At 64.4% G+C, this 17,963-nt stretch carries 18 protein-coding genes; 1 reads left to right on the plus strand and 17 read right to left on the minus strand.

Going from position 1 to position 17,963, the window contains the following annotated elements; all coding sequences use genetic code 11:
- Positions 1–14: 14 nt before the first annotated feature.
- Together nusA and rimP are read right to left on the minus strand one after the other, a co-directional pair.
- Positions 15–1,610: a transcription termination factor NusA gene (gene nusA, locus FJ490_RS19785; protein ID WP_140496790.1), complete on the minus strand. Its 1,596-nt coding sequence runs from the start codon at positions 1,608–1,610 to the stop codon at positions 15–17.
- 49 nt (positions 1,611–1,659) lie between these two features.
- Complete coding sequence (gene rimP / locus FJ490_RS19790) at positions 1,660–2,307, minus strand: ribosome maturation factor RimP (RefSeq protein ID WP_140496792.1); 648 nt, start codon at positions 2,305–2,307, stop codon at positions 1,660–1,662.
- A gap of 293 nt (positions 2,308–2,600) precedes the next feature.
- On the opposite strand from rimP, the gene FJ490_RS32745 reads away from it, so the two are divergent.
- Entirely contained in the window at positions 2,601–2,765 is a 165-nt protein-coding gene (locus FJ490_RS32745; RefSeq protein ID WP_181165285.1) for a hypothetical protein, read from the plus strand.
- A gap of 115 nt (positions 2,766–2,880) precedes the next feature.
- Here the strand turns inward: FJ490_RS32745 and FJ490_RS19795 are convergent, their stop codons facing one another.
- The 15 genes from FJ490_RS19795 to FJ490_RS19865 form a co-directional block, all read right to left on the minus strand.
- The gene (locus tag FJ490_RS19795) at positions 2,881–3,582 is read right to left on the minus strand and encodes a tRNA (guanosine(46)-N(7))-methyltransferase TrmB (protein ID WP_140523870.1); all 702 of its coding nucleotides are present in this window, start codon (positions 3,580–3,582) and stop codon (positions 2,881–2,883) included.
- Between the two features lie 27 nt (positions 3,583–3,609).
- A complete protein-coding gene (metK, locus tag FJ490_RS19800; RefSeq protein ID WP_140496798.1) occupies positions 3,610–4,875 on the minus strand; it encodes a methionine adenosyltransferase in 1,266 nt (421 codons plus the stop codon).
- A 169-nt stretch (positions 4,876–5,044) separates the two neighbouring features.
- Complete coding sequence (locus FJ490_RS19805) at positions 5,045–5,464, minus strand: helix-turn-helix transcriptional regulator (RefSeq protein WP_140496800.1); 420 nt, start codon at positions 5,462–5,464, stop codon at positions 5,045–5,047.
- Positions 5,465–5,603: 139 nt separating this feature from the next.
- Positions 5,604–7,196, minus strand: coding sequence for an apolipoprotein N-acyltransferase (gene lnt, locus FJ490_RS19810; protein ID WP_140728869.1), 1,593 nt, complete (start codon positions 7,194–7,196; stop codon positions 5,604–5,606).
- Between the two features lie 200 nt (positions 7,197–7,396).
- Positions 7,397–7,864 (minus strand): VOC family protein, encoded by a 468-nt coding sequence (locus FJ490_RS19815; protein ID WP_140670881.1) that lies wholly within the window; start codon positions 7,862–7,864, stop codon positions 7,397–7,399.
- A 10-nt stretch (positions 7,865–7,874) separates the two neighbouring features.
- Positions 7,875–8,969, minus strand: a complete 1,095-nt coding sequence (locus tag FJ490_RS19820) for a hemolysin family protein (RefSeq protein ID WP_140496806.1) — start codon at positions 8,967–8,969, stop codon at positions 7,875–7,877.
- A gap of 27 nt (positions 8,970–8,996) precedes the next feature.
- Entirely contained in the window at positions 8,997–9,503 is a 507-nt protein-coding gene (gene ybeY / locus FJ490_RS19825; RefSeq protein WP_140728868.1) for an rRNA maturation RNase YbeY, read from the minus strand.
- A 17-nt stretch (positions 9,504–9,520) separates the two neighbouring features.
- On the minus strand, positions 9,521–10,513 hold the full coding sequence (locus FJ490_RS19830; protein WP_224518987.1) for a PhoH family protein: 993 nt from the start codon (positions 10,511–10,513) through the stop codon (positions 9,521–9,523).
- Positions 10,514–10,596: 83 nt separating this feature from the next.
- A complete protein-coding gene (gene miaB / locus FJ490_RS19835; RefSeq protein ID WP_140496812.1) occupies positions 10,597–12,006 on the minus strand; it encodes a tRNA (N6-isopentenyl adenosine(37)-C2)-methylthiotransferase MiaB in 1,410 nt (469 codons plus the stop codon).
- A 64-nt stretch (positions 12,007–12,070) separates the two neighbouring features.
- The gene (locus FJ490_RS19840; RefSeq protein WP_140513156.1) at positions 12,071–12,871 is read right to left on the minus strand and encodes a lysophospholipid acyltransferase family protein; all 801 of its coding nucleotides are present in this window, start codon (positions 12,869–12,871) and stop codon (positions 12,071–12,073) included.
- A gap of 21 nt (positions 12,872–12,892) precedes the next feature.
- The gene (rimI, locus tag FJ490_RS19845) at positions 12,893–13,387 is read right to left on the minus strand and encodes a ribosomal protein S18-alanine N-acetyltransferase (protein WP_140496816.1); all 495 of its coding nucleotides are present in this window, start codon (positions 13,385–13,387) and stop codon (positions 12,893–12,895) included.
- Positions 13,387–14,064, minus strand: a complete 678-nt coding sequence (tsaB, locus tag FJ490_RS19850; RefSeq protein WP_140513154.1) for a tRNA (adenosine(37)-N6)-threonylcarbamoyltransferase complex dimerization subunit type 1 TsaB — start codon at positions 14,062–14,064, stop codon at positions 13,387–13,389. The genes rimI and tsaB overlap by 1 nt, the downstream gene beginning before the upstream one ends.
- 109 nt (positions 14,065–14,173) lie before the next feature.
- Positions 14,174–15,280 carry a DUF1513 domain-containing protein gene (locus FJ490_RS19855; protein ID WP_140728867.1) on the minus strand — a complete coding sequence of 369 codons (1,107 nt, stop codon included), beginning with the start codon at positions 15,278–15,280 and terminating at the stop codon, positions 14,174–14,176.
- 2 nt (positions 15,281–15,282) lie between these two features.
- Positions 15,283–16,362, minus strand: a complete 1,080-nt coding sequence (locus FJ490_RS19860; RefSeq protein WP_140513150.1) for an imelysin family protein — start codon at positions 16,360–16,362, stop codon at positions 15,283–15,285.
- Positions 16,362–17,957, minus strand: coding sequence for a di-heme oxidoredictase family protein (locus tag FJ490_RS19865; RefSeq protein WP_140513148.1), 1,596 nt, complete (start codon positions 17,955–17,957; stop codon positions 16,362–16,364). Before FJ490_RS19865 ends, FJ490_RS19860 begins: the two co-directional genes overlap by 1 nt.
- Positions 17,958–17,963 lie beyond the last annotated feature (6 nt).

Genomic DNA, 17,963 nt, shown 5'->3' on the forward strand with positions numbered 1-17,963 from the left:
GATGCGGTTTCACCTCACGCACCAACGGCTTCGTCAGCCGGCGCTTCTTCGGCTGCAAGCTCGTCTTCGGAAATCCAGCCGGCCTTGAGACGGGCCGCGAGCACCATCTGCTCGGCATCGGCGCGCGAAACGCCATGATCGGCCAGCACGCCCGGATACACCTTGGTCTCGCCGTCCTTGCGTTCCTTCCAGCCGGTGAGGTCGTCGGCGGCATAGCCGGCGAAATCCTCGATCGTCTTCACGCCGTCCTCGCCGAGCGTCACCATCATGGCGGTGGTGATGCCGGGGATTTCGCGCAGCTCGTCCTTGACGCCCAGCGCCTTGCGCTTTTCGTCGTGCTCGGCTTCGATCTTCTCCAGATATTCGCGGGCCCGGGTCTGGATCTCCGAGGCGGTATCCTCATCGAAGCCGTCGATCGAGGCGATTTCGCCGGCATCGACATAGGCGACTTCCTCGACGCTGGTGAAGCCTTCGGAGGCGAGCACCTGGCCGACCATCTCGTCGACGTCGAGAGCTTCCATGAACAGCGCCGAGCGCTCGACGAATTCCTTCTGGCGGCGCTCGGATTCCTCGGCCTCGGTCAGGATGTCGATATCCCAGCCGGTGAGCTGCGAAGCGAGGCGCACATTCTGGCCGCGGCGGCCGATGGCCAGCGACAGCTGGTCGTCCGGCACCACCACTTCGATGCGCTCGGCGTCTTCGTCGAGCACGACCTTGGCGACTTCCGCCGGCTGCAACGCATTGACTATGAAGGATGCGGCCGAGGGCGACCACGGAATGATGTCGATCTTCTCGCCCTGCAATTCGGCGACGACCGCCTGGACGCGGCTGCCGCGCATGCCGACGCAGGCGCCGACCGGATCGATCGAGCTGTCGCGCGAGATGACGGCGATCTTGGCGCGCGAACCGGGATCGCGGGCGACCGACTTGATCTCGATAATGCCGTCATAGATCTCCGGCACTTCCATGGTGAAGAGCTTGGCCATGAACTGCGGATGGGTGCGCGACAGGAAGATCTGCGGGCCGCGCTGCTCACGGCGCACGTCGTAGACATAGGCGCGGACGCGATCGCCATATTTGTAGTTTTCGCGCGGGATCAGCTCGTCGCGGCGGATGATCGCTTCGCCACGGCCGAGATCGACGATGACATTGCCGTATTCGACGCGCTTGACGGTTCCGTTGACGATCTCGCCGATGCGGTCCTTGTATTCGTCATACTGGCGGTCGCGCTCGGCCTCGCGCACCTTCTGCACGATGACCTGCTTGGCCGACTGGGCGGCGATGCGGCCGAAATCCATCGGCGGCAGCTGTTCGGCGATGAAGTCGCCGAGCTGGGCGTCGGGATTGCGCTCGCGCGCCGAGGAAATGGCGATCTGCGTGGCATAGTCGTCGACCTTCTCGACCACTTCCATCAGCCGCTGCAGCTTCATCTCACCGGTGTTGGGGTTGATGTCGGCGCGGATGTTGGTCTCCTGGCCATAACGCGAGCGTGCCGCCTTCTGGATCGCATCAGCCATGGCGGCGATGACGATCGACTTGTCGATCGACTTTTCACGCGCGACCGCGTCGGCGATCTGCAGCAGTTCAAGTCTGTTGGCGCTTACAACCATGTTTTTTCTCCCGAGCCTGTTTGCCGGCCCCTGGGGCCTGGCAGCTCAATCAACTTTCCTGTTCGTGTTCTTCCGTAGCGCCCGGTTCCGTACCCTCCGGTACGTCGTCGTCCGGTTCGCCGCGGCGTTTCTTGGCTTCCTTGCGCGCCCTATTGTCCTTCGACAACGCATCACGGATGAGGTCGTCGGTCAGGATCAGCCGGGCTTCGGCAATGGCGTCGTAGGGCACGCGCACTGTCGGCTCCTCACCGTAGGCCGCCTTGTCGCGCTCGATCAGCACATCGTTCTCACCGGCTTCGGCGATCTTGCCCTTGAAGCGCTTGCGATCCGCGACAACGACCGATGTTTCCATCTTCACCAGATGACCGGTCCAGGTCACGAAATCCGATTTGCGCACCAGCGGCCGGTCGATGCCGGGCGATGAGACTTCGAGATGATACGCCTTCTCGATGGGATCGTCGACGTCGAGCGCCGGCGACACCGCACGGCTCACCTCTTCGCAATCCTCGACGGTCATGGTGCCGTCCTCGCGCTCAGCCATGATCTGCAGCGTCAGCCCGTTCTGGCCGGACAGATGCACGCGTACAAGGCGAAAGCCGATGCCGCGCAGCACCGGCTGGACGATCAGCGCGATGCGCGCATCGATGCCGCTTTCGCGGATGATGCGATCGTCGCTCTCGCTTGCCGTTGACGTCATTCGATTCCTGTCGATCATTCTCTAGCCGTCGGCAGGTAATAAAAAAGAGCGGGACCGGGTGGACCCACTCTTCGTCATACCGACCAAGAATTTGAGGCTGATATAAACGATCCGCCCCGGTGTTTCAAGCCCGCCGTCCCAACTGCGCGCATGTCCGGTGCATTGGGCTTGCGCCAGGTGCATGCCATCCATGCGGCAACAGCCCTTGTTGGTCCTCAAGCCGCGCTCCTATCTATGTTGCATTGCACAAAACGATAGCGATAGCGCGTCACCGCACGCGAAAGGACATGACAATGAACAGCCGCAAGGTTTTTTCCGCCATAGGCGATCTCTTCACCACATTCGGCAGCGCCGTAGCCGCGTCGCGGGCGGTGGAAGCCAGCCGCAAGCCGCACGCCCAGGATCTGCGCAGGCTCGGCATGGATCCGACGGCTTTCGACAAGATCGGCCGTTTCTGAACTCCGGCCAACGGGCGACATTCGATTTCTGTGTCCCCGCAACGATGGAAGATCGCCCCCTCACGAAGGGAGCCTGGATCCTGATGCCCAAATCCCGATGCCTGGGATCTGATGCCTAGGTCCTGATGAAGGTAAGATAGGCCGGCCGCCTGCCCTCGCGGACGGCTTTTGCCTCGTAGCGGGTGCCTGGCCAGCCATCGTAGGGGCGATGCCAGTCGACGGCCTCTGAAGCCTGCCAGGCGAAACCGCCATGCGCGCGGCAATGCAGCAGGGTCCAGTTCACGTAGGTGTCGATGTCGGAAGCGAAACGGAATTCGCCGCCACGCTTCACAACGCGTGCGAAACGCTCGAGATTGACCGGGCTGACGAAACGGCGCTTCCAGTGCTTCTTCTTCGGCCACGGATCGGGATAGAGCAGGTCGATGCCATCGAGCGAGGCCTGCGGCAGCCAGTCGAGCAGCCGCGTGGCGTCGTCGTCGTAGACCCTGAGGTTGGCCAGCGGCTTTTCCCGCACCGCCATCATCATCTTGGCCATGCCGTTGACGAAGGGCTCGACACCGATAAAGCCGGTCATCGGCGCTTCGGTCGCGCGATGCAGGAGATGCTCGCCGCCGCCAAAGCCGATTTCGAGGCGAACGGCGGAAACATCGGCTTCGAACAGAGCCCGCAGATCCGACGGCGCCTCGGTCGTCAGATCGATCCGATAGGTGTCGAGGCCGCTTTCCAGCGCCGCCGCCTGCTGCGGGCGAACCGGCTTGCCGCGCCGACGGCCGAAGAAGGCTTCTGTCGCGCGGCTTGGCCTGTCCCCGGAACTCATCGGCTGATCAAGGTCCTGTCGCCGCCCTCAGGCAGCGACAGCATCCTTGAGCGCCTTGGCGAGATCGGTCTTTTCCCAGGAAAAAGATCCGTCGCGGCCGGCCTTGCGGCCGAAATGACCGTAGGACGAGGTCTTGGCGTAGATCGGCTTGTTAAGGTCGAGGTGGCGGCGGATGCCGGACGGCGACAGGTCCATCACAGTGCGCAGCGCCTCCTCGAGCCTTGCCTCGTCGACCTTGCCGGTGCCGTGCAGGTCGACATAGACCGACAAGGGCTGGGCGACGCCGATGGCGTAGGAAAGCTGGATGGTGCAGCGGTCGGCAAGTTTCGCCGCCACAACGTTCTTGGCCAGGTAGCGCGCCGCATAAGCGGCCGAACGGTCGACCTTGGTGGTGTCCTTGCCCGAGAAGGCGCCGCCGCCATGGGGTGCGGCGCCGCCATAGGTGTCGACGATGATCTTGCGGCCGGTCAGCCCGGCGTCGCCATCAGGCCCGCCGATGACGAACTTGCCGGTCGGATTGATGTACCACATGCAATCGTCGGCGATCTTGAGGTCACCCAATGCCTCGCGGATATAGGGCTCGACGACCTTGCGCACCTTCTTGGAATCCCAGCTCGCATCGAGGTGCTGGGTCGACAGCACGATCTGCGTCGCTTCGGCGGCCTTGCCGTCGATATAGCGGACGGTGACCTGGCTCTTGGCGTCCGGCCCGAGCTTGCCGGCATCGCCGTTGTTCTGGTGGCGGGCGGCGGCCAGGAGTTCGAGGATCTTGTGGCTGTAGTAGATCGGTGCCGGCATCAGGTCCGGCGTCTCGCGGCAGGCATAGCCAAACATGATGCCCTGGTCGCCGGCACCCTCCTCGCCCTGGCGGTCGGAGGCATTGTCGACGCCTTGGCCGATGTCGGGCGACTGGCCATGCAACAGAACGTCGATCTTGGCCTTTTTCCAGTGGAAGCCGGCCTGCTCATAGCCGATCTCGCGGATCGCCTTGCGGGCGACCGACTTGAACTTCGCCGGGTTGACGACCGGATGGCCGGCGGCATCCCTCAGGATGTTGCCTTCCTTGTCCTTCTTCAGCAGCGTCTCGGGAACGCGCACCTCGCCGGCGATGACGACGCGGTTGGTGGTCGCCAGCGTCTCGCAGGCGACGCGGACTTTCCACGGGTCCATGCCCGTCTTCTTGGCCTCACGGTAGACCAGGTCGACGATCTCGTCGGATATCCGGTCACAAACTTTGTCGGGATGGCCCTCGGCAACGGATTCCGAGGTAAAGAAGTAGTTCTGCCGCGTCACGGGTGTCCCCTCTTGAAAAAACGATCGGCAGGCTGCCGATTTGGCGCGCCACGTGTTAGCGGGGCGAAGCGCCGCTCGTCAAGCGGTGCCGCCCTTCTGGCATGAATGTCGATGTCGATATTTTGTACCACCAGCGGCCGAAATGCCGCCGGTCGAGTCCTGTTGCGGATCAGTCGGAATCTTCGGACGCCAGCGACTTCACCAGGTCTATGATCCTGCGACGCACCTTGACGTCGGCGATCTTGACGAAGGCCCGGTTGAGTTGAAGGCCCTCCGGGCTGCCGCAGAATTCCACGGCGAAAGCCATCGAAGCATCCTCCGCGAAACCGCGGCCGGCCGGGCTCTCCTGGCCCGGCGCATCCTCGAAAAAGAAGGCGACAGGCACGCCGAGTATGGATGCTATCGCCTGCAGGCGGCTTGCGCCGACCCGGTTGGTGCCCTTTTCATATTTCTGTATCTGCTGAAATGTGATGCCGAGGTTCTCGCCTAGTTTTTCTTGGCTCATTCCCAACATATTGCGGCGAAGCCGGATGCGACTTCCAACATGGATGTCGATCGGATTCGGTTTCTTCTTGTTATCTTCTGTCATTTTTTCCTCGCCGAATTTTTTCGGCTTTGTGATTTTTTTCCTACCCAAACAAAGCCGGAGGCGACTGCCCCAACAGAACGATCCACCGGCTTCGAGAAATTTTCAGGCGTTACAGTATGAGTTTCTAATGTGTCGACTGTCAATTCACCCGTAGCCTTTGCCTTACATTGAACAGGACGGCAGCCAGGGCAAACAGCAACATGATCAGCATTCCGTTAATGCGCAGCTGGCCGGCGGACACGACCGCTTGCCGCGAGATTGGCACACGGACGTCGATGGCCCCGCGCGCGTCGATCGCCAGCGCATCGACGATGCGCCCCCGTGGGTCGACAACCGCCGAGATGCCGTTGTTGGCCGCACGCAACAAGGGCAACCCGTTCTCCACCGCGCGAATCTGAGCCTGCCTGAAATGCTGATAGGGACCCGGCGTATCGCCGAACCACGCATCGTTGGTAACGTTGACAATAAGCTGCGCTGACGTTGCGTCAACCGCCACCAGTTCGGGAAAGATCACTTCGTAACAGATGAAGGGCAAGGCGCGGACGCCATCCGGCAGCGTGATCGCGTGCCGCTCATTGCCTGCCGTGAAGGTCACCGGGCCAGCGACCAGTTGTTCGATGCCGAAACGATCGAGCAGGTCGGCGAAAGGCAGGTATTCGCCGAACGGCACCAGATGGACCTTGTCGACGGCGTCAGCGATTTCGCCCTTGTCGTTGATCGCCACCACGGAGTTGTAGTAGCGGCTGCCGGCACCGGCCGCCGCACCGCCTTCCTCGCGCACGACGCCGGCGATCAGCATCTGGCCGGCGTCCAGCATGTCGCCCAGTGCGGTCAAAGCGTCCGGCCGCTCGGTGAGGAGGAACGGGACCGCGGTTTCGGGCCACAGGATCAGTTGCGGCTTTTCATGGCCGGGGTCCGGCGCCTTGGCCGACAGGCCTATCAAGGTGGCGAAGATACGGTCGCGCACCGAGGCGTCCCACTTTTCCGAAAGGTCGACGGCCGGCTGGACGATGCGCACATCGATCGTGCGGGCCTCAGGCGCGGCCGGAGCGTTGAGCCTGAGATAGCCGAAGCCGGCATGAGCGGCGACGAGCACGACAAGCAGCGCGACGCCAAGACGAAGATGCGTGCGCGCCGCCAGCAGCGCCGGCAGCGAGAAGACGAACACGGCGAGCACGTTCATGCCGACCATCCCGGTGACCGAGACGCTCTGCATCAGCAGGGGCACCGGCATCGCCGCGTAGCCGATCGCGTTCCAGGGAAAGCCGGTGAACAGGAAGCCGCGCAGCCACTCGGCCAGCCCGAAGGCGGCGGCCAGGGCCGCGATGCGGCCGATGTCGTTGCTCCACAGGAGCCGGGCGACCATGGCCGCAAAGCCGTAGAAGAAGGCCAATGCAAAGGGGATGCCGACCACCGCGAAGGGCAGCGCCCAGGCGAAACTGTCGGCCTCTACAAGCAGCGCCGATCCGATCCACCACAGGCCGGCGAGGAAATAGCCGAAGCCGAACCACCAGCCGACGGCAAAGGCCGGCCGCAGCCGCGCAAACAGGCTGCCCGAGGCCTCACCGGTCGCCCCGTCGAGCAGCCAGACCAGCAGCGGAAACGAAATGAAACAAGCGGCAAAGAAATCGTACGGCGCCTGGCCGAGCACCGCCAGGGCGCCCGCGAGGAACGCCACGAGCGCACGCCGCCAACCCCAAAACAGAATTATCCGGCCGGCCAGGCGGTTCATGCATTGTTCCGAGTCGTGCGAATCACGGCAGCAGATTTATCAGGCCGCGGCCTGCGCTCCAAACTTCGGGTGGTCTGCCGTGAAACCCACTCACCACTGCTGGAGCGCATCGCGTTTGAACTGATCAGACGACGCGCCTTAGGTCTTTGTTTTTGTGCATGTCCTCCTCCCAAAACCGAAGTTATTTAGGGCGACATGGATCAGCGGTGCCACCCTTCTATGCGCACGTCGCCGAGCCGTTCGGCCTCTTCCAGCGGAACGGAGCGGATGGTCTGGGTGAAGGTCCAGACATGGCCCTCGGGATCGCGCGCCCGATACTGGCGCTCGCCGTAGAACTGGTCCGCCGGCTCCTGGATTATACCGGCACCCGCCGTCCGCGCCTGCTCACAATGTGCATCAATGCCGTCTTTCAGCCTGACATAGACCGACTGCGTGTTCTTGCCCGAGACCGAGGCCGGGCTGGCGACGTAGTCGCTCCATTCGGAATCGACAATGATGTAGCAGTCGCCGAACCGCATCTCGGAATGGACGAGCTTGCCGTCGGCATCGCTGACCACCATGCTGCGCTCGAAGCCGAAAGCTGCCTCCAGCCAATCCAGCGCGGCCCGCGGATTCCTGTAGAACACGCCGGATCCCAAGGCGGCGTGCTTGAAGGCGTCTTCGGTCATCCGCAGGCGCTTAAGCCTGCTCGGTGCGCGCCGCGGCGCGGCGGCGACGTTCGCCCTTCTGGTTCTGCACGATGCGCACGCGCTTGACGCGGCGCGGATCGGCGTCGAGCACATGGAACTCGAAGCCAGGGATGGCCTGCACCACCTCGCCGCGCGCCGGCACCCGGCCAAGCGTGTTGAAGATCATGCCGCCGATGGTGTCGACATACTCGCCATGTTCGCCGGCGGCGAAATCCCCGCCGATCATCTTGGCAACCTCGTCGATCTCGGCCTTGCCGTCGACGACGAACACGCCTTCACCGGTCTGGGTGATCATCGGCTCGTCGTCGTCGTGCTCGTCCTCGATGTCGCCGACCACCATCTCGACGATATCCTCGAGCGAGACGAGCCCGTCGGTGCCGCCATACTCGTCGATGACCAGCGCCATCTGCGTGCGGGTCGTCTGCATGCGGCCCATCAGATCGGAGGCCAGCATGGACGGCGGCACGAACAGCACCGGCCGGATCAGGTTCAGTTCGCCTATGGTGCGCGAGAGGTCGACCTGGGTGAGGTCGAGAACCGTGGCCGCGGGTGTCTTCCTGGTCGCCCGGCCTTTCCTGACGCGCGCAATCTTGGTGATATGGGCCAGCACGTCGCGGATATGGACCATGCCGCGCGGGTCGTCGAGCGTCTCGGCATAGACCGGCATGCGGGAATGGCCGGACTGCTCGAACATGCCAAGCAGATCGCCAAGCGTGGTCGTGATCTCGACCGCCTCGATGTCGGCGCGCGGCACCATGACGTCCTCGACGCGCACCTCGCGCAGCCGCAGGATGTTGTTGAGCATGGCGCGTTCGCCCGGCGAAAAGGATTCGACATCGCTCGTCGTCTCCGCGAGCGCGCCGGCGATCTCCTCGCGCAGGCTGGTTCCGTTGCGTTGCCTGAACAGGCCCAGAACGCGGTTGAACAGGGAAGGCCCGGCAGGCGACGGCTCACTGGCAGCGCTGCCGGTGTTGGCAACGCCAGGGGTAATGGTACTCGGACTTGATCCCTCTTCCGACGTATCGGAAGCCTTGGTCGCACTGCCGGCGTCGGGGCGGACGGCAGTTTCAGGTTTGTCGTTCATCTTCGTCCGTCAATTGGTGTTTTGTAGTTACGCGTAGGGATCGGGAATGGCAAGTCTGGCGAGCGCGGCGCGCTCGACGGCCTCCATCTCCTCGGCCTCGGCATCGGTCTCGTGATCATGGCCCATGAGATGCAGCAGGCCGTGGATGACGAGATGGGAAATATGGTTCTCCAGCGGCTTGTCTTCCAGTCCCGCCTCGCGCGCCACCGTCTCCGCGGCCAGCACGATATCGCCGAGCATCGGCGGCAGGGGACCGCCCTTGGGGAAAGGAAAAGCCGGAAAAGACAAGACGTTGGTCGGCTTGTCCTTGCCGCGCCAGCCGGCATTGAGCGCCTGGACATGGGCATCGTCGGAAAAAACGACGCTGAGTTCGGAATGGCCCGTGGCGCCCGTCTCGGCGAATGCAGCGGCGGCGGCGGCGCCGACCAGCCGGACAAGCTCGGCTTCGTCCGGCCAATGCCCGGCCTCGACCGCCAGATCGATGTCGACGGGCAGCGGCGGAGCCGGCCCGTTCGGCGTTTCGGGCTCAACCATGAGGTCGCTCGATCAAATCAGCCTTCGGTCCCCAGACCGCGGGCGAGCTTGCCGTCACGGTCGTAGGCCTTGACGATCTCGGCGACCAGCGGATGCCTGACGACGTCGCCTTCATTGAAGCGGACCGTCACCATGCCGGTCACACCGTCGAGAATCCGGAGCGCCTCGACAAGGCCGGACTTGGTGTTCTGCGGCAAATCGATCTGCGTTGGGTCGCCGGTGACGATCATGCGCGAATTCTCGCCCAGACGGGTCAGGAACATCTTCATCTGCATCGGCGTGGTGTTCTGCGCCTCGTCGAGAATGACGGCGGCATGCGCGAGCGTGCGGCCGCGCATGAAGGCGAGCGGTGCGATCTCGATCACCTCGGCGGCGATGGCGCGTTCGACCTTGTCGGCCGGCATCATGTCATAGAGCGCGTCGTAGAGCGGCCGCAGATAGGGATCGACCTTCTCCTTCATGTCGCCCGGCAGGAAGCCCAGCCGCTCGCCGGCCTCGACGGCAGGCCGCGACAGCACGATGCGCTCGACCATGCCGCGTTCGAGCAGCATCGCCGCATGCGCCACCGCCAGGTAGGTTTTGCCGGTACCGGCCGGGCCGATGCCGAACACCAGTTCCGAGCGCTCCAGCGCCCGCATATAGGCATCCTGCGTGAGCGAGCGGGCGTAGATCGTCTTCTTGCGCGTCGATATCTGGGCGGCCGAAACCTTGCCCTTGCGCTCCAGCGTCGGCAGCGTGAGCTGGTCATCGGCGGCGACCGCCATGCGCACGGCGCCGTCGACATCGGACTGGCCGATATCCACCCCCTTCTGGAGAATGCCGTAGAGATTGTCGAGCGCCCGGCGGGCCTGCTCGGCGGCGGAAGCCGACCCCTTGATGGTCAGCTGGTTGCCGCGCGAGCGGATGTCAACGCCCAGTTTCTGCTCAAGCCGGGCGAGGTTCTCGTCGAACTGGCCGTAGAGGGCGCTGGCAAGCTTGTTGTTGTCGAAAGTCAGTACGATGTGCGCCATGTCAGAAGCCCCAGATGCCGGTACCGGGGGCAGGTTCTTCAGCTCCGCTGCGCTCAACCGTCTCTCCTCATCTGCCGAGGTCATCAGACCAATTCGGCGAACAGGCTATTGTAACCCGTCTTCGTGATTCGCACCTGGATAATGTCACCGATTTCGCCGGCCTTTTCATCAACAATAACGGGCTGAAGCCAAGGTGAGCGTCCGACCTTCTGGCCGGCCTGGCGACCTGGCTTCTCAATCAGCGTATCTATGGTGCGGCCGACGAGACTCAAGCCGAAATCCTGCTGCTGCTTCAAAAGCAGCGCCTGGAGCCGCTGCAAACGCTCGTCCTTGACCGCTTCCGGCACATGGCCGGCCATCTCGGCGCCCGGCGTGCCGGGGCGCGGCGAATATTTGAACGAGAAGGCCGAGGCGTAGTTCACCTGGCGCACCAGCTCCATCGTCGCCTCGAAATCCGCCTCGGTCTCGCCGGGGAAACCGACGATGAAATCGCCCGACAGCGCGATATCGGGCCGCACGGCGCGGATGCGGTCGAGCAGCGCCAGATAATCATCCGCCGTGTGCCTGCGGTTCATCGCCTTCAGGATGCGGTCGGACCCGGATTGCACCGGCAGATGCAGATACGGCATCAGTGCCGGCAGGTCGCGATGGGCCGCTATCAGCTCGTCGTCCATGTCGCGCGGGTGGCTCGTGGTGTAGCGCAGGCGCGCCAGCCCGGGAATTTCGGCCAGCCTGAACAGAAGGCGGCCAAGGCCCCATTCCTCGCCGTTTTCGCCTTGCCCATGCCAGGCATTGACGTTCTGGCCAAGCAGCGTCACCTCGCGCACCCCGGCTTCCGCCAGGCGCTCGGCTTCGGCGACGATCTGTGCCACCGGCCGCGACACTTCGGACCCCCTGGTGTAGGGCACGACGCAGAAGGTGCAGAACTTGTCGCAGCCCTCCTGGACGGTGAGGAAGGCGGTGACGCCGCGCTTGATCACCTCGGCGCGCTTCGGCTGCGGCAAGTGCTCGAACTTGTCCTCAATGGCGTAGTCGGTTTCGACGATCTTCTCGCCGCCGCGCACCCTGGCCAGTACGTCCGGCAGCCGGTGATAGGTCTGCGGGCCGATGACCAGGTCGACGGCGGGCGAGCGGCGGATGATCTCGGCGCCTTCGGCCTGCGCCACGCAACCCGCGACGCCGATCAGCAATTCGCGGCCGGCGGCGGCGCGTTCGGCCTTCATTTCGCGGATGCGGCCGAGCTCGGAATAGACCTTTTCAGCCGCTTTTTCCCTGATATGGCAGGTGTTTAGCAGCACCAGATCGGCTTCGCCGATGGTCTGCGTCGCCGTGTAGCCGTCGGCGGCCAGCGCATCTGTCATGCGCTGCGAGTCATAGACGTTCATCTGGCAGCCATAAGTCTTGACGAAGACCTTTTTCGCTGCCGCGGAAATCACTGCCTGCTGTCCAGCCGCAGTGCCGATGTCGTCGCTTTCAACCGTGTTCAAGTCCATCCGGCGGCTTCTAACGCCTTTCCGCGACAAAAAACAGACGATTCTGCCTGGGGGCCTTCGGGATTCAGCGGCTCGGGCGCGGCGCGGCCAGTGCCGCCTGCATCATTTCGCGCACGCGGCTTTCCATCAGCTTCGCCGTTTCCTTCCGGTTCGACCCCTTGGCGAAGGCGATGGGTTCGCCGAAATGCACCTCGACATCGAGCGCGCCTTCCGCCATCAGCACTTTGAGATGCGGCATCAGATCCTCGTCGCCGATCCACGCCGCGATCGGCCGGTGCCGGCGGCCGAGCGGCACGCCATGCAGCCGGGTATAGGCGATCGCTACCGGCTGGATGAAGACCTGCTCCGCCGCGCCCTCCGAAATCGCCATCGAGGCGGCACCGAACAGCGTGCTCTTGAAAGGCAGGACGATGTTGCCGTCGCCCGTCGAGCCTTCGGCAAACAGCACCATGGCATCGCCCTTGGCCATGCGGTTGGCGATCTCGCTCGCCTGGTCGCCGGACGAGCGCTTGCGCTCACGCTCGATGAAGACGGTACGCTGCAGCTTCGACAGCATGCCGATCAGCGGCCAGCCTTCCATGTCGGCCCTGGCGATGAACTTCACATCGGCAAACGAGCCCAGCACCATGATGTCGGTCCAGGAGATGTGATTTGAGGCAATCAACAAGGGGCGGCGGTCGGACATCGTGCCGTTTACATGGATGCGCATGCCGAGCGCCCTGACGATCAGCCTGTGCCAGATCTTGAGGATGAAGGTTTCCGGCCACCAGCCGGTCTTCATCGACAGGACCTGCAAAGGCACCAGGATCAGCGAACCGGCGACGACCAGCCCTATCGCCAGGAAAATCCTGATTTTTCCGATCATCGCTCCACCCCGAAACCCTGGCTAGCGAAGATCGCGGCGCATGACAAGCGCGCCGGTCGGTCCATGCTCGGGCGACCTGTAATAGTTGGGGCGCTTGCCGACCTCGCGGAATCCGAGACGCCTGTAGAGGGCGATCGCGGCGACATTGGTCTCGTCGACCTCGAGGAAGAGCGCTTCGGCGCGTTGCGCGTGCAGTTCGCGCAGCACCGCGTCCATCAACTGCCAGCCCAGCCCCTGGCGGCGATGCGACCGCGCCACCGCGACGGTCAGGATCTCGCCCTCGCCGGCCGCCAGCCGGGCCAGCACGAAGCCGACCGGCGGCTTGGCGCCCTGCCCGGTTTCGCGCGCGGCATAGCCGAACACGGTGTCCTGTTCGAGCAAGGCCGCGAACTCGCCATCGGTCCATGGGCGGACGAAGTCCTCGCGGTGCAGGAGCGAGACCGCCGGACTGTCGGTGGTCCTGAGCGGTTCGAGCGCGTAATCGCGGCGGCGCGGCTGGAGAAAAGGTATGCGCATTATTTCCCTTGCCTGGAAAGTATGAACCCGGCCTGCGGCTTGGCGTCGGCGCCGCGCAGATAAAGAGGTTTCGGCCTCTCGCCCTCGCCCTTGGTGACCGCCAGGCGGGCGTAGGTGAGAATGTCCGCGGTCGCCGTCTCGGGTCCGATGTCGAAGGAGCGTCCGGCGGATGCCGCGATCCGCGTCGCGGCGGTTCCGGCGAGCACCGAAGACCGCTCGCTCGCCATGGCCACGGCATCCGCCAGCGTGACCACGGCCGGACCGTAAGTCAAAACCGACATTTCATCATAGAGAGCGGCATGGATCTCCTCGCGGCCGGCATCGAGCGCGGCCAGCACGGCACGGCCGGGAAATGCCCCTGCCGCCTCGGCCGCCAGCGCCTCGAGCGTCGTCACGCCGATTGCAGGCAGCTTGAGCGCCAGCGCCAGGCCACGCGCAGTGGAAACCCCGACGCGCAGGCCGGTGAAGGAACCGGGGCCGACGGAGACGGCGATGGCGCCAAGGCCGGCATAGGCGGTTGCACCGGCCTTCAGCGCCTCGGCGATGACGCCCATCAGATGCTCGGCATGGCCCTTGCCTAGATCGAGCACCGCGCGGCCGAGTTCCTGCCTCGCCCCGGCATCATAGACGCAGGCGGCGCAGAGGTTGGCGGCACAGTCGATGGCGAGCATTTTCATGAAACGACCGGTTCGAAAAACAATTCCCTGTGCCTGCCACAGCGCGCCACCGCAAGGGGAAAGCGCATAATTTCTTAAGCGGCTTCGCTCCGACGCAGCGGGAAGGTGTCTATGCGGCCGGCTCTATGCGCAGCATATGGTTGTCCCAGACGTAGTCCGGTTCGGACCGTGTCGCGCCATTGCATTCGACGATTTCGCCGGCTCCGGTGGTGGCCATAAAACCCGTCCCGTCTGGCGCCACGCCGCAGACCTCGACCAGTGCGCTTGACGAGACGAGCCGCCCGCTCGCCGCATCGATCACCACAAGCGAATTGCCTTCCGGCGAAGAGACGGCAATGGTGCCGGCAACCGGATTGGCGGCGACGGAACCGATATAGTTGCGGAAGCCGGACAGGACATCCTGCGGCATGTCGAGGAGCTGCAAATCCTTGCCGCGCGCGGCGCGGCCGACCAGCAGCGGACGGTCGGTGCCGGGCCCCCTGTACTGGCAGCCGAACCAGACGGTGCCGGTCTGGTCGGTGTCCATGTGGCGGATCGACAGCTGGTGCAGCGCCGCCGGCAATTCGTGCTTCTCGACCAGATCGCCGGTGACACGGTCGATGAGCACATAGGACGGCTTCATGGTGGCGATGTTGAGTTCGGCGCGGCCATAATCGGGATGAGTCTCGATGCCGCCATTGGCAACGGCGATCGTCCTGCCGTCGCCCAGGAGCAGAAGCTCGTGGGGTCCCATGCCATAGGTCGGGAATTCACCAAGGCGCTTGAATTTCGCCCGCGCGTCGTAGACGCCGACGACGCCGGCCGCGTTGTCGAAATCGTTCTCGGTGGCATAAAGCAAGGCGCCGTCCGGGGAGAACACGCCATGGCCGAAGAAATGCCGGCCGGTGATGCTGGCGATGGTCAGCGGTTCATCGCGCCCGGCGTGATCGAAGACCACGGCGAAGGTGCCGGGCTGGCGGGCGAACACCACTGAGCGCTTCGATATGGGATCGAAGGTGACGTCGTGGCCGCGGTCGGGCAAGTCGATCGCGTGCAGGAGCTTGCCGGCCTCGGACAGGATTGCGGCGCCATAGCTGCCGTCGCGCTTGACGAAGGCGGTGGCGAAGACGGCATCGGCGGCAAGCGTATTTGCCCAGGCCGGCGGCGCCATCGCGGCGGCAAAACCGATGCCCGCGGCTCTCAGGAAATCGCGACGGTCAATGAGGGAGGTTTTCACGCTCAGTCCCCATCCAGCGAGGAAAAACCGGCGGTCAGGCCGAATTCGGCGGTCAGCCTGGTGCCGAACAGGGTCGACAGGCTGGAGGTGATCAGCGCGAGATGCTCGAGCTTTGCGCGCAGCGCCGGGTCGGCGAGCGCCATGTCGATCGGGCCCTGGACCGACTTCGCGGTGGCGACGCCGTTGACCAGCTGGATACGGATCGATTCCGCCATCCAGCGCGCATCGGCCGGCAGCGCATCGCCGAGCTTTGAGGCCTCGAACAGCCCGTCGATGCCGGCAAGGTTTCCGGCCAGCGAATTGGTGGTGTTTTGCGAACGCCAGTAGATCGCCTGTTTCGGCTTGTCCGCCTCCGGCTTGCCGCCCAGGAAGCCTTTCAGGCGCACGTCGCGAACCATTTCCAGCTCGTTGATGAAGATGCCGACCAGTTCCGTCACCGCTTCCGTGCCGTCGCGATAGAGCGGATTCTGCGGCCCCGGATTGGCCCAGAGCGCCGCAAAGCCGTCCGGCTTGTTCCAGGCGTCGGCGACATCGCCGGCCATGGTTTCGATGTTGCCGGCAACCGCGGCGCCATAGGCGCAGCGATAGGGATCGTTCTTGCCGGCAAGCGCATCGGCGCCGTCACCGTGGAGCACGAACTCCAAGGCGCCGAGCCCCTGCATGGCGACGCTCTTGCCGGAAAGCTGTGCCGGATCGGTGGCGCTCGGGTCTTGGGCCGCCAGCGCGGCCTGCACCTGTTTCAGGCCGATGCTTTTGCGATCCGGCCAAAACAGCATTCGCTCCAGCCGGTTGTTTTCCTTGATCGGGCCGAACCCGATGATCTCGGCCGACGACCAGGCATCCACCGTGCGCGAGAATTCGGCGCGTGCCGCATCGAGATCGCCCTTTGAGGGTTTTTCGCAAAGCGCGTGCATCGCCTTGTTCAAGCCCGCCGCGCGATCGTGCAGACTGGCATAGGCTGGCCGGACAAAGCCGTCGATTGCCCGCTGGATGACGTCGGTGGCCTTCACCGCCGCCGATGTGGGGCTGACGCCCAGCAGGGCCAGAGGAAGAAGGATTACCAGCGCGGAACGCTTCAACATCACAGGGACTCCAGGAATTTGACCAAGGCATCGCGGTCGGCCGCATCGGCGGCGGCGAAGCGGTCGCGCGATTTCTGGCCCTCGCCGCCATGCCAAAGAATCGCCTCGACCAGGCTGCGGGCGCGGCCATCGTGCAGATAAAAATTGTTGCCGTTGACCGTTTCGGTGAGGCCTATGCCCCATAGCGGCGGCGTGCGCCATTCGTTGCCCGTCGCCTCGCCCACCGCCTGGCCGTCGGCAAGGCCGGGGCCCATGTCGTGCAGCAGGAAGTCGGAATAGGGCCAGATAAGCTGGAAGGCCTGCGCCTTGTTGGGCGCGTCGCGGCGGGTTACGAATTTCGGCGCGTGGCAGGAAACGCAGCCGATCTCGTAGAACAATTTCTTGCCGGCGAGCACATCAGGGGCGCCGAGGTCGCGGCGTGCCGGCACGGCCAGGTTCTGCGAATAGAAGGTGACGAGGTCCATGACCGGCGCCGGCGCCTCGGCCTGACCGAGCCGCTCCTGCACGCCATCCGGCATGGCAAAGCAATCCTTCTCGGCGGCGGTGCAGTCGCCCCAATGTTTGGGCTCCTCCGGCGTCGAGATGCCGATGTCGCCGGCAAAGGCATCCGCGGCCTGCTGGCGGATCGACGCGGTCTGCGCCTTCCAGCCGAAACGACCAAGGGTGAGCTCGCCGCTCATGCCGTCGCGCACGATGTTCGGCCTGCCGGAAATGCCGTCGCCGTCCCGGTCGTTCGGATCGGCATGGGCGAATATATCAGCGGGCGCGATCTGCTCGATGAGGCCAAGCCCGATCATCGGCGGCGTCAGGCGCGGCGACAGCGTGGTGCGCGGATCGAGCGGGCCGTAGGCCAGATCATCGACCGCGTAAGTGGGCTTGCGCAGCGAAACCACGGTGCCGTCGCCGAGCCCGACTTTTTCCTCGCTGTAATCGACGCGCATCCGGCCCTCGCCGCGCAGGCCGGGGACGGCAAGATCCTGCAGCTGCGAACCGTAGACCGGATCGGGGATGTTGAGCAGCCTGTGGTCGGCAAGCCCAGCCTTCTCCTCCTCGGTGCTCGGCTCGCGCGCCAGCCGCAGGAACATCGACGTGCTGCCGGTGCCTTGCGGCGGACGGCCGCGGCCGTCCTTCAGATGACAGTTCTGGCAGGCGCGTTCGTTGAACAGCGGTCCGAGCCCGTCGGAAGCCTGCGTCGAGGACGGCGACGAGACCCAATTCTTGCGGAACAGGGCGTTGCCCAGCTTGAAGGTGCCTTCTTCCTCGAAGGTGATGTTGGCCGACGATTGCGAGAAGGAATCGCGGTTGACGTCCTTCCTGGATGTGCCGGCGCCGCCTTGCATCAATTCGAACTGCTCGGGTTTCGAGAAGTCCTTGGTCGGCCTGGTAACGGCTGTGACGCGCGCCTGATCCTTCGGGCTGAGGTCGGTGCGCGTGGCGGCGAAATTGGCGGGCTGCTGCGAGCCGGACCCGCCCGTGGCGAAGGCCAAAAGGATGATGGCGGCCGAACCGGAAAGCACGACGCTTCCCGGTTTTCTGTTTGACGACAGCCCTTTGGCCCGCCGCCAGCGGCGCAGCAATGCTAGGGTGCGCCGCATTCCCGC

The sequence above is a fragment of the Mesorhizobium sp. B2-5-11 genome (assembly GCF_006440835.1).
Taxonomy (GTDB): domain Bacteria; phylum Pseudomonadota; class Alphaproteobacteria; order Rhizobiales; family Rhizobiaceae; genus Mesorhizobium.

Bases quoted from the DNA above. Each gene is read 5' to 3' on its own strand.
- FJ490_RS19805 (WP_140496800.1), bottom strand. From the start codon at position 5,464: ATGACAGAAGATAACAAGAAGAAACCGAATCCGATCGACATCCATGTT.
- FJ490_RS19815 (WP_140670881.1), bottom strand. From the start codon at position 7,864: ATGACCGAAGACGCCTTCAAGCACGCCGCCTTGGGATCCGGCGTGTTC.
- FJ490_RS19820 (WP_140496806.1), bottom strand. From the start codon at position 8,969: ATGAACGACAAACCTGAAACTGCCGTCCGCCCCGACGCCGGCAGTGCG.
- FJ490_RS19865 (WP_140513148.1), bottom strand. From the start codon at position 17,957: ATGCGGCGCACCCTAGCATTGCTGCGCCGCTGGCGGCGGGCCAAAGGG.
- nusA (WP_140496790.1), bottom strand. From the start codon at position 1,610: ATGGTTGTAAGCGCCAACAGACTTGAACTGCTGCAGATCGCCGACGCG.
- rimI (WP_140496816.1), bottom strand. From the start codon at position 13,387: ATGCGCATACCTTTTCTCCAGCCGCGCCGCCGCGATTACGCGCTCGAA.
- FJ490_RS19795 (WP_140523870.1), bottom strand. From the start codon at position 3,582: ATGAGTTCCGGGGACAGGCCAAGCCGCGCGACAGAAGCCTTCTTCGGC.
- FJ490_RS19830 (WP_224518987.1), bottom strand. From the start codon at position 10,513: ATGGCGCACATCGTACTGACTTTCGACAACAACAAGCTTGCCAGCGCC.
- ybeY (WP_140728868.1), bottom strand. From the start codon at position 9,503: ATGGTTGAGCCCGAAACGCCGAACGGGCCGGCTCCGCCGCTGCCCGTC.
- tsaB (WP_140513154.1), bottom strand. From the start codon at position 14,064: ATGAAAATGCTCGCCATCGACTGTGCCGCCAACCTCTGCGCCGCCTGC.
- FJ490_RS32745 (WP_181165285.1), top strand. From the start codon at position 2,601: ATGAACAGCCGCAAGGTTTTTTCCGCCATAGGCGATCTCTTCACCACA.
- FJ490_RS19860 (WP_140513150.1), bottom strand. From the start codon at position 16,362: ATGTTGAAGCGTTCCGCGCTGGTAATCCTTCTTCCTCTGGCCCTGCTG.
- lnt (WP_140728869.1), bottom strand. From the start codon at position 7,196: ATGAACCGCCTGGCCGGCCGGATAATTCTGTTTTGGGGTTGGCGGCGT.
- miaB (WP_140496812.1), bottom strand. From the start codon at position 12,006: ATGGACTTGAACACGGTTGAAAGCGACGACATCGGCACTGCGGCTGGA.
- FJ490_RS19840 (WP_140513156.1), bottom strand. From the start codon at position 12,871: ATGATCGGAAAAATCAGGATTTTCCTGGCGATAGGGCTGGTCGTCGCC.
- rimP (WP_140496792.1), bottom strand. From the start codon at position 2,307: ATGACGTCAACGGCAAGCGAGAGCGACGATCGCATCATCCGCGAAAGC.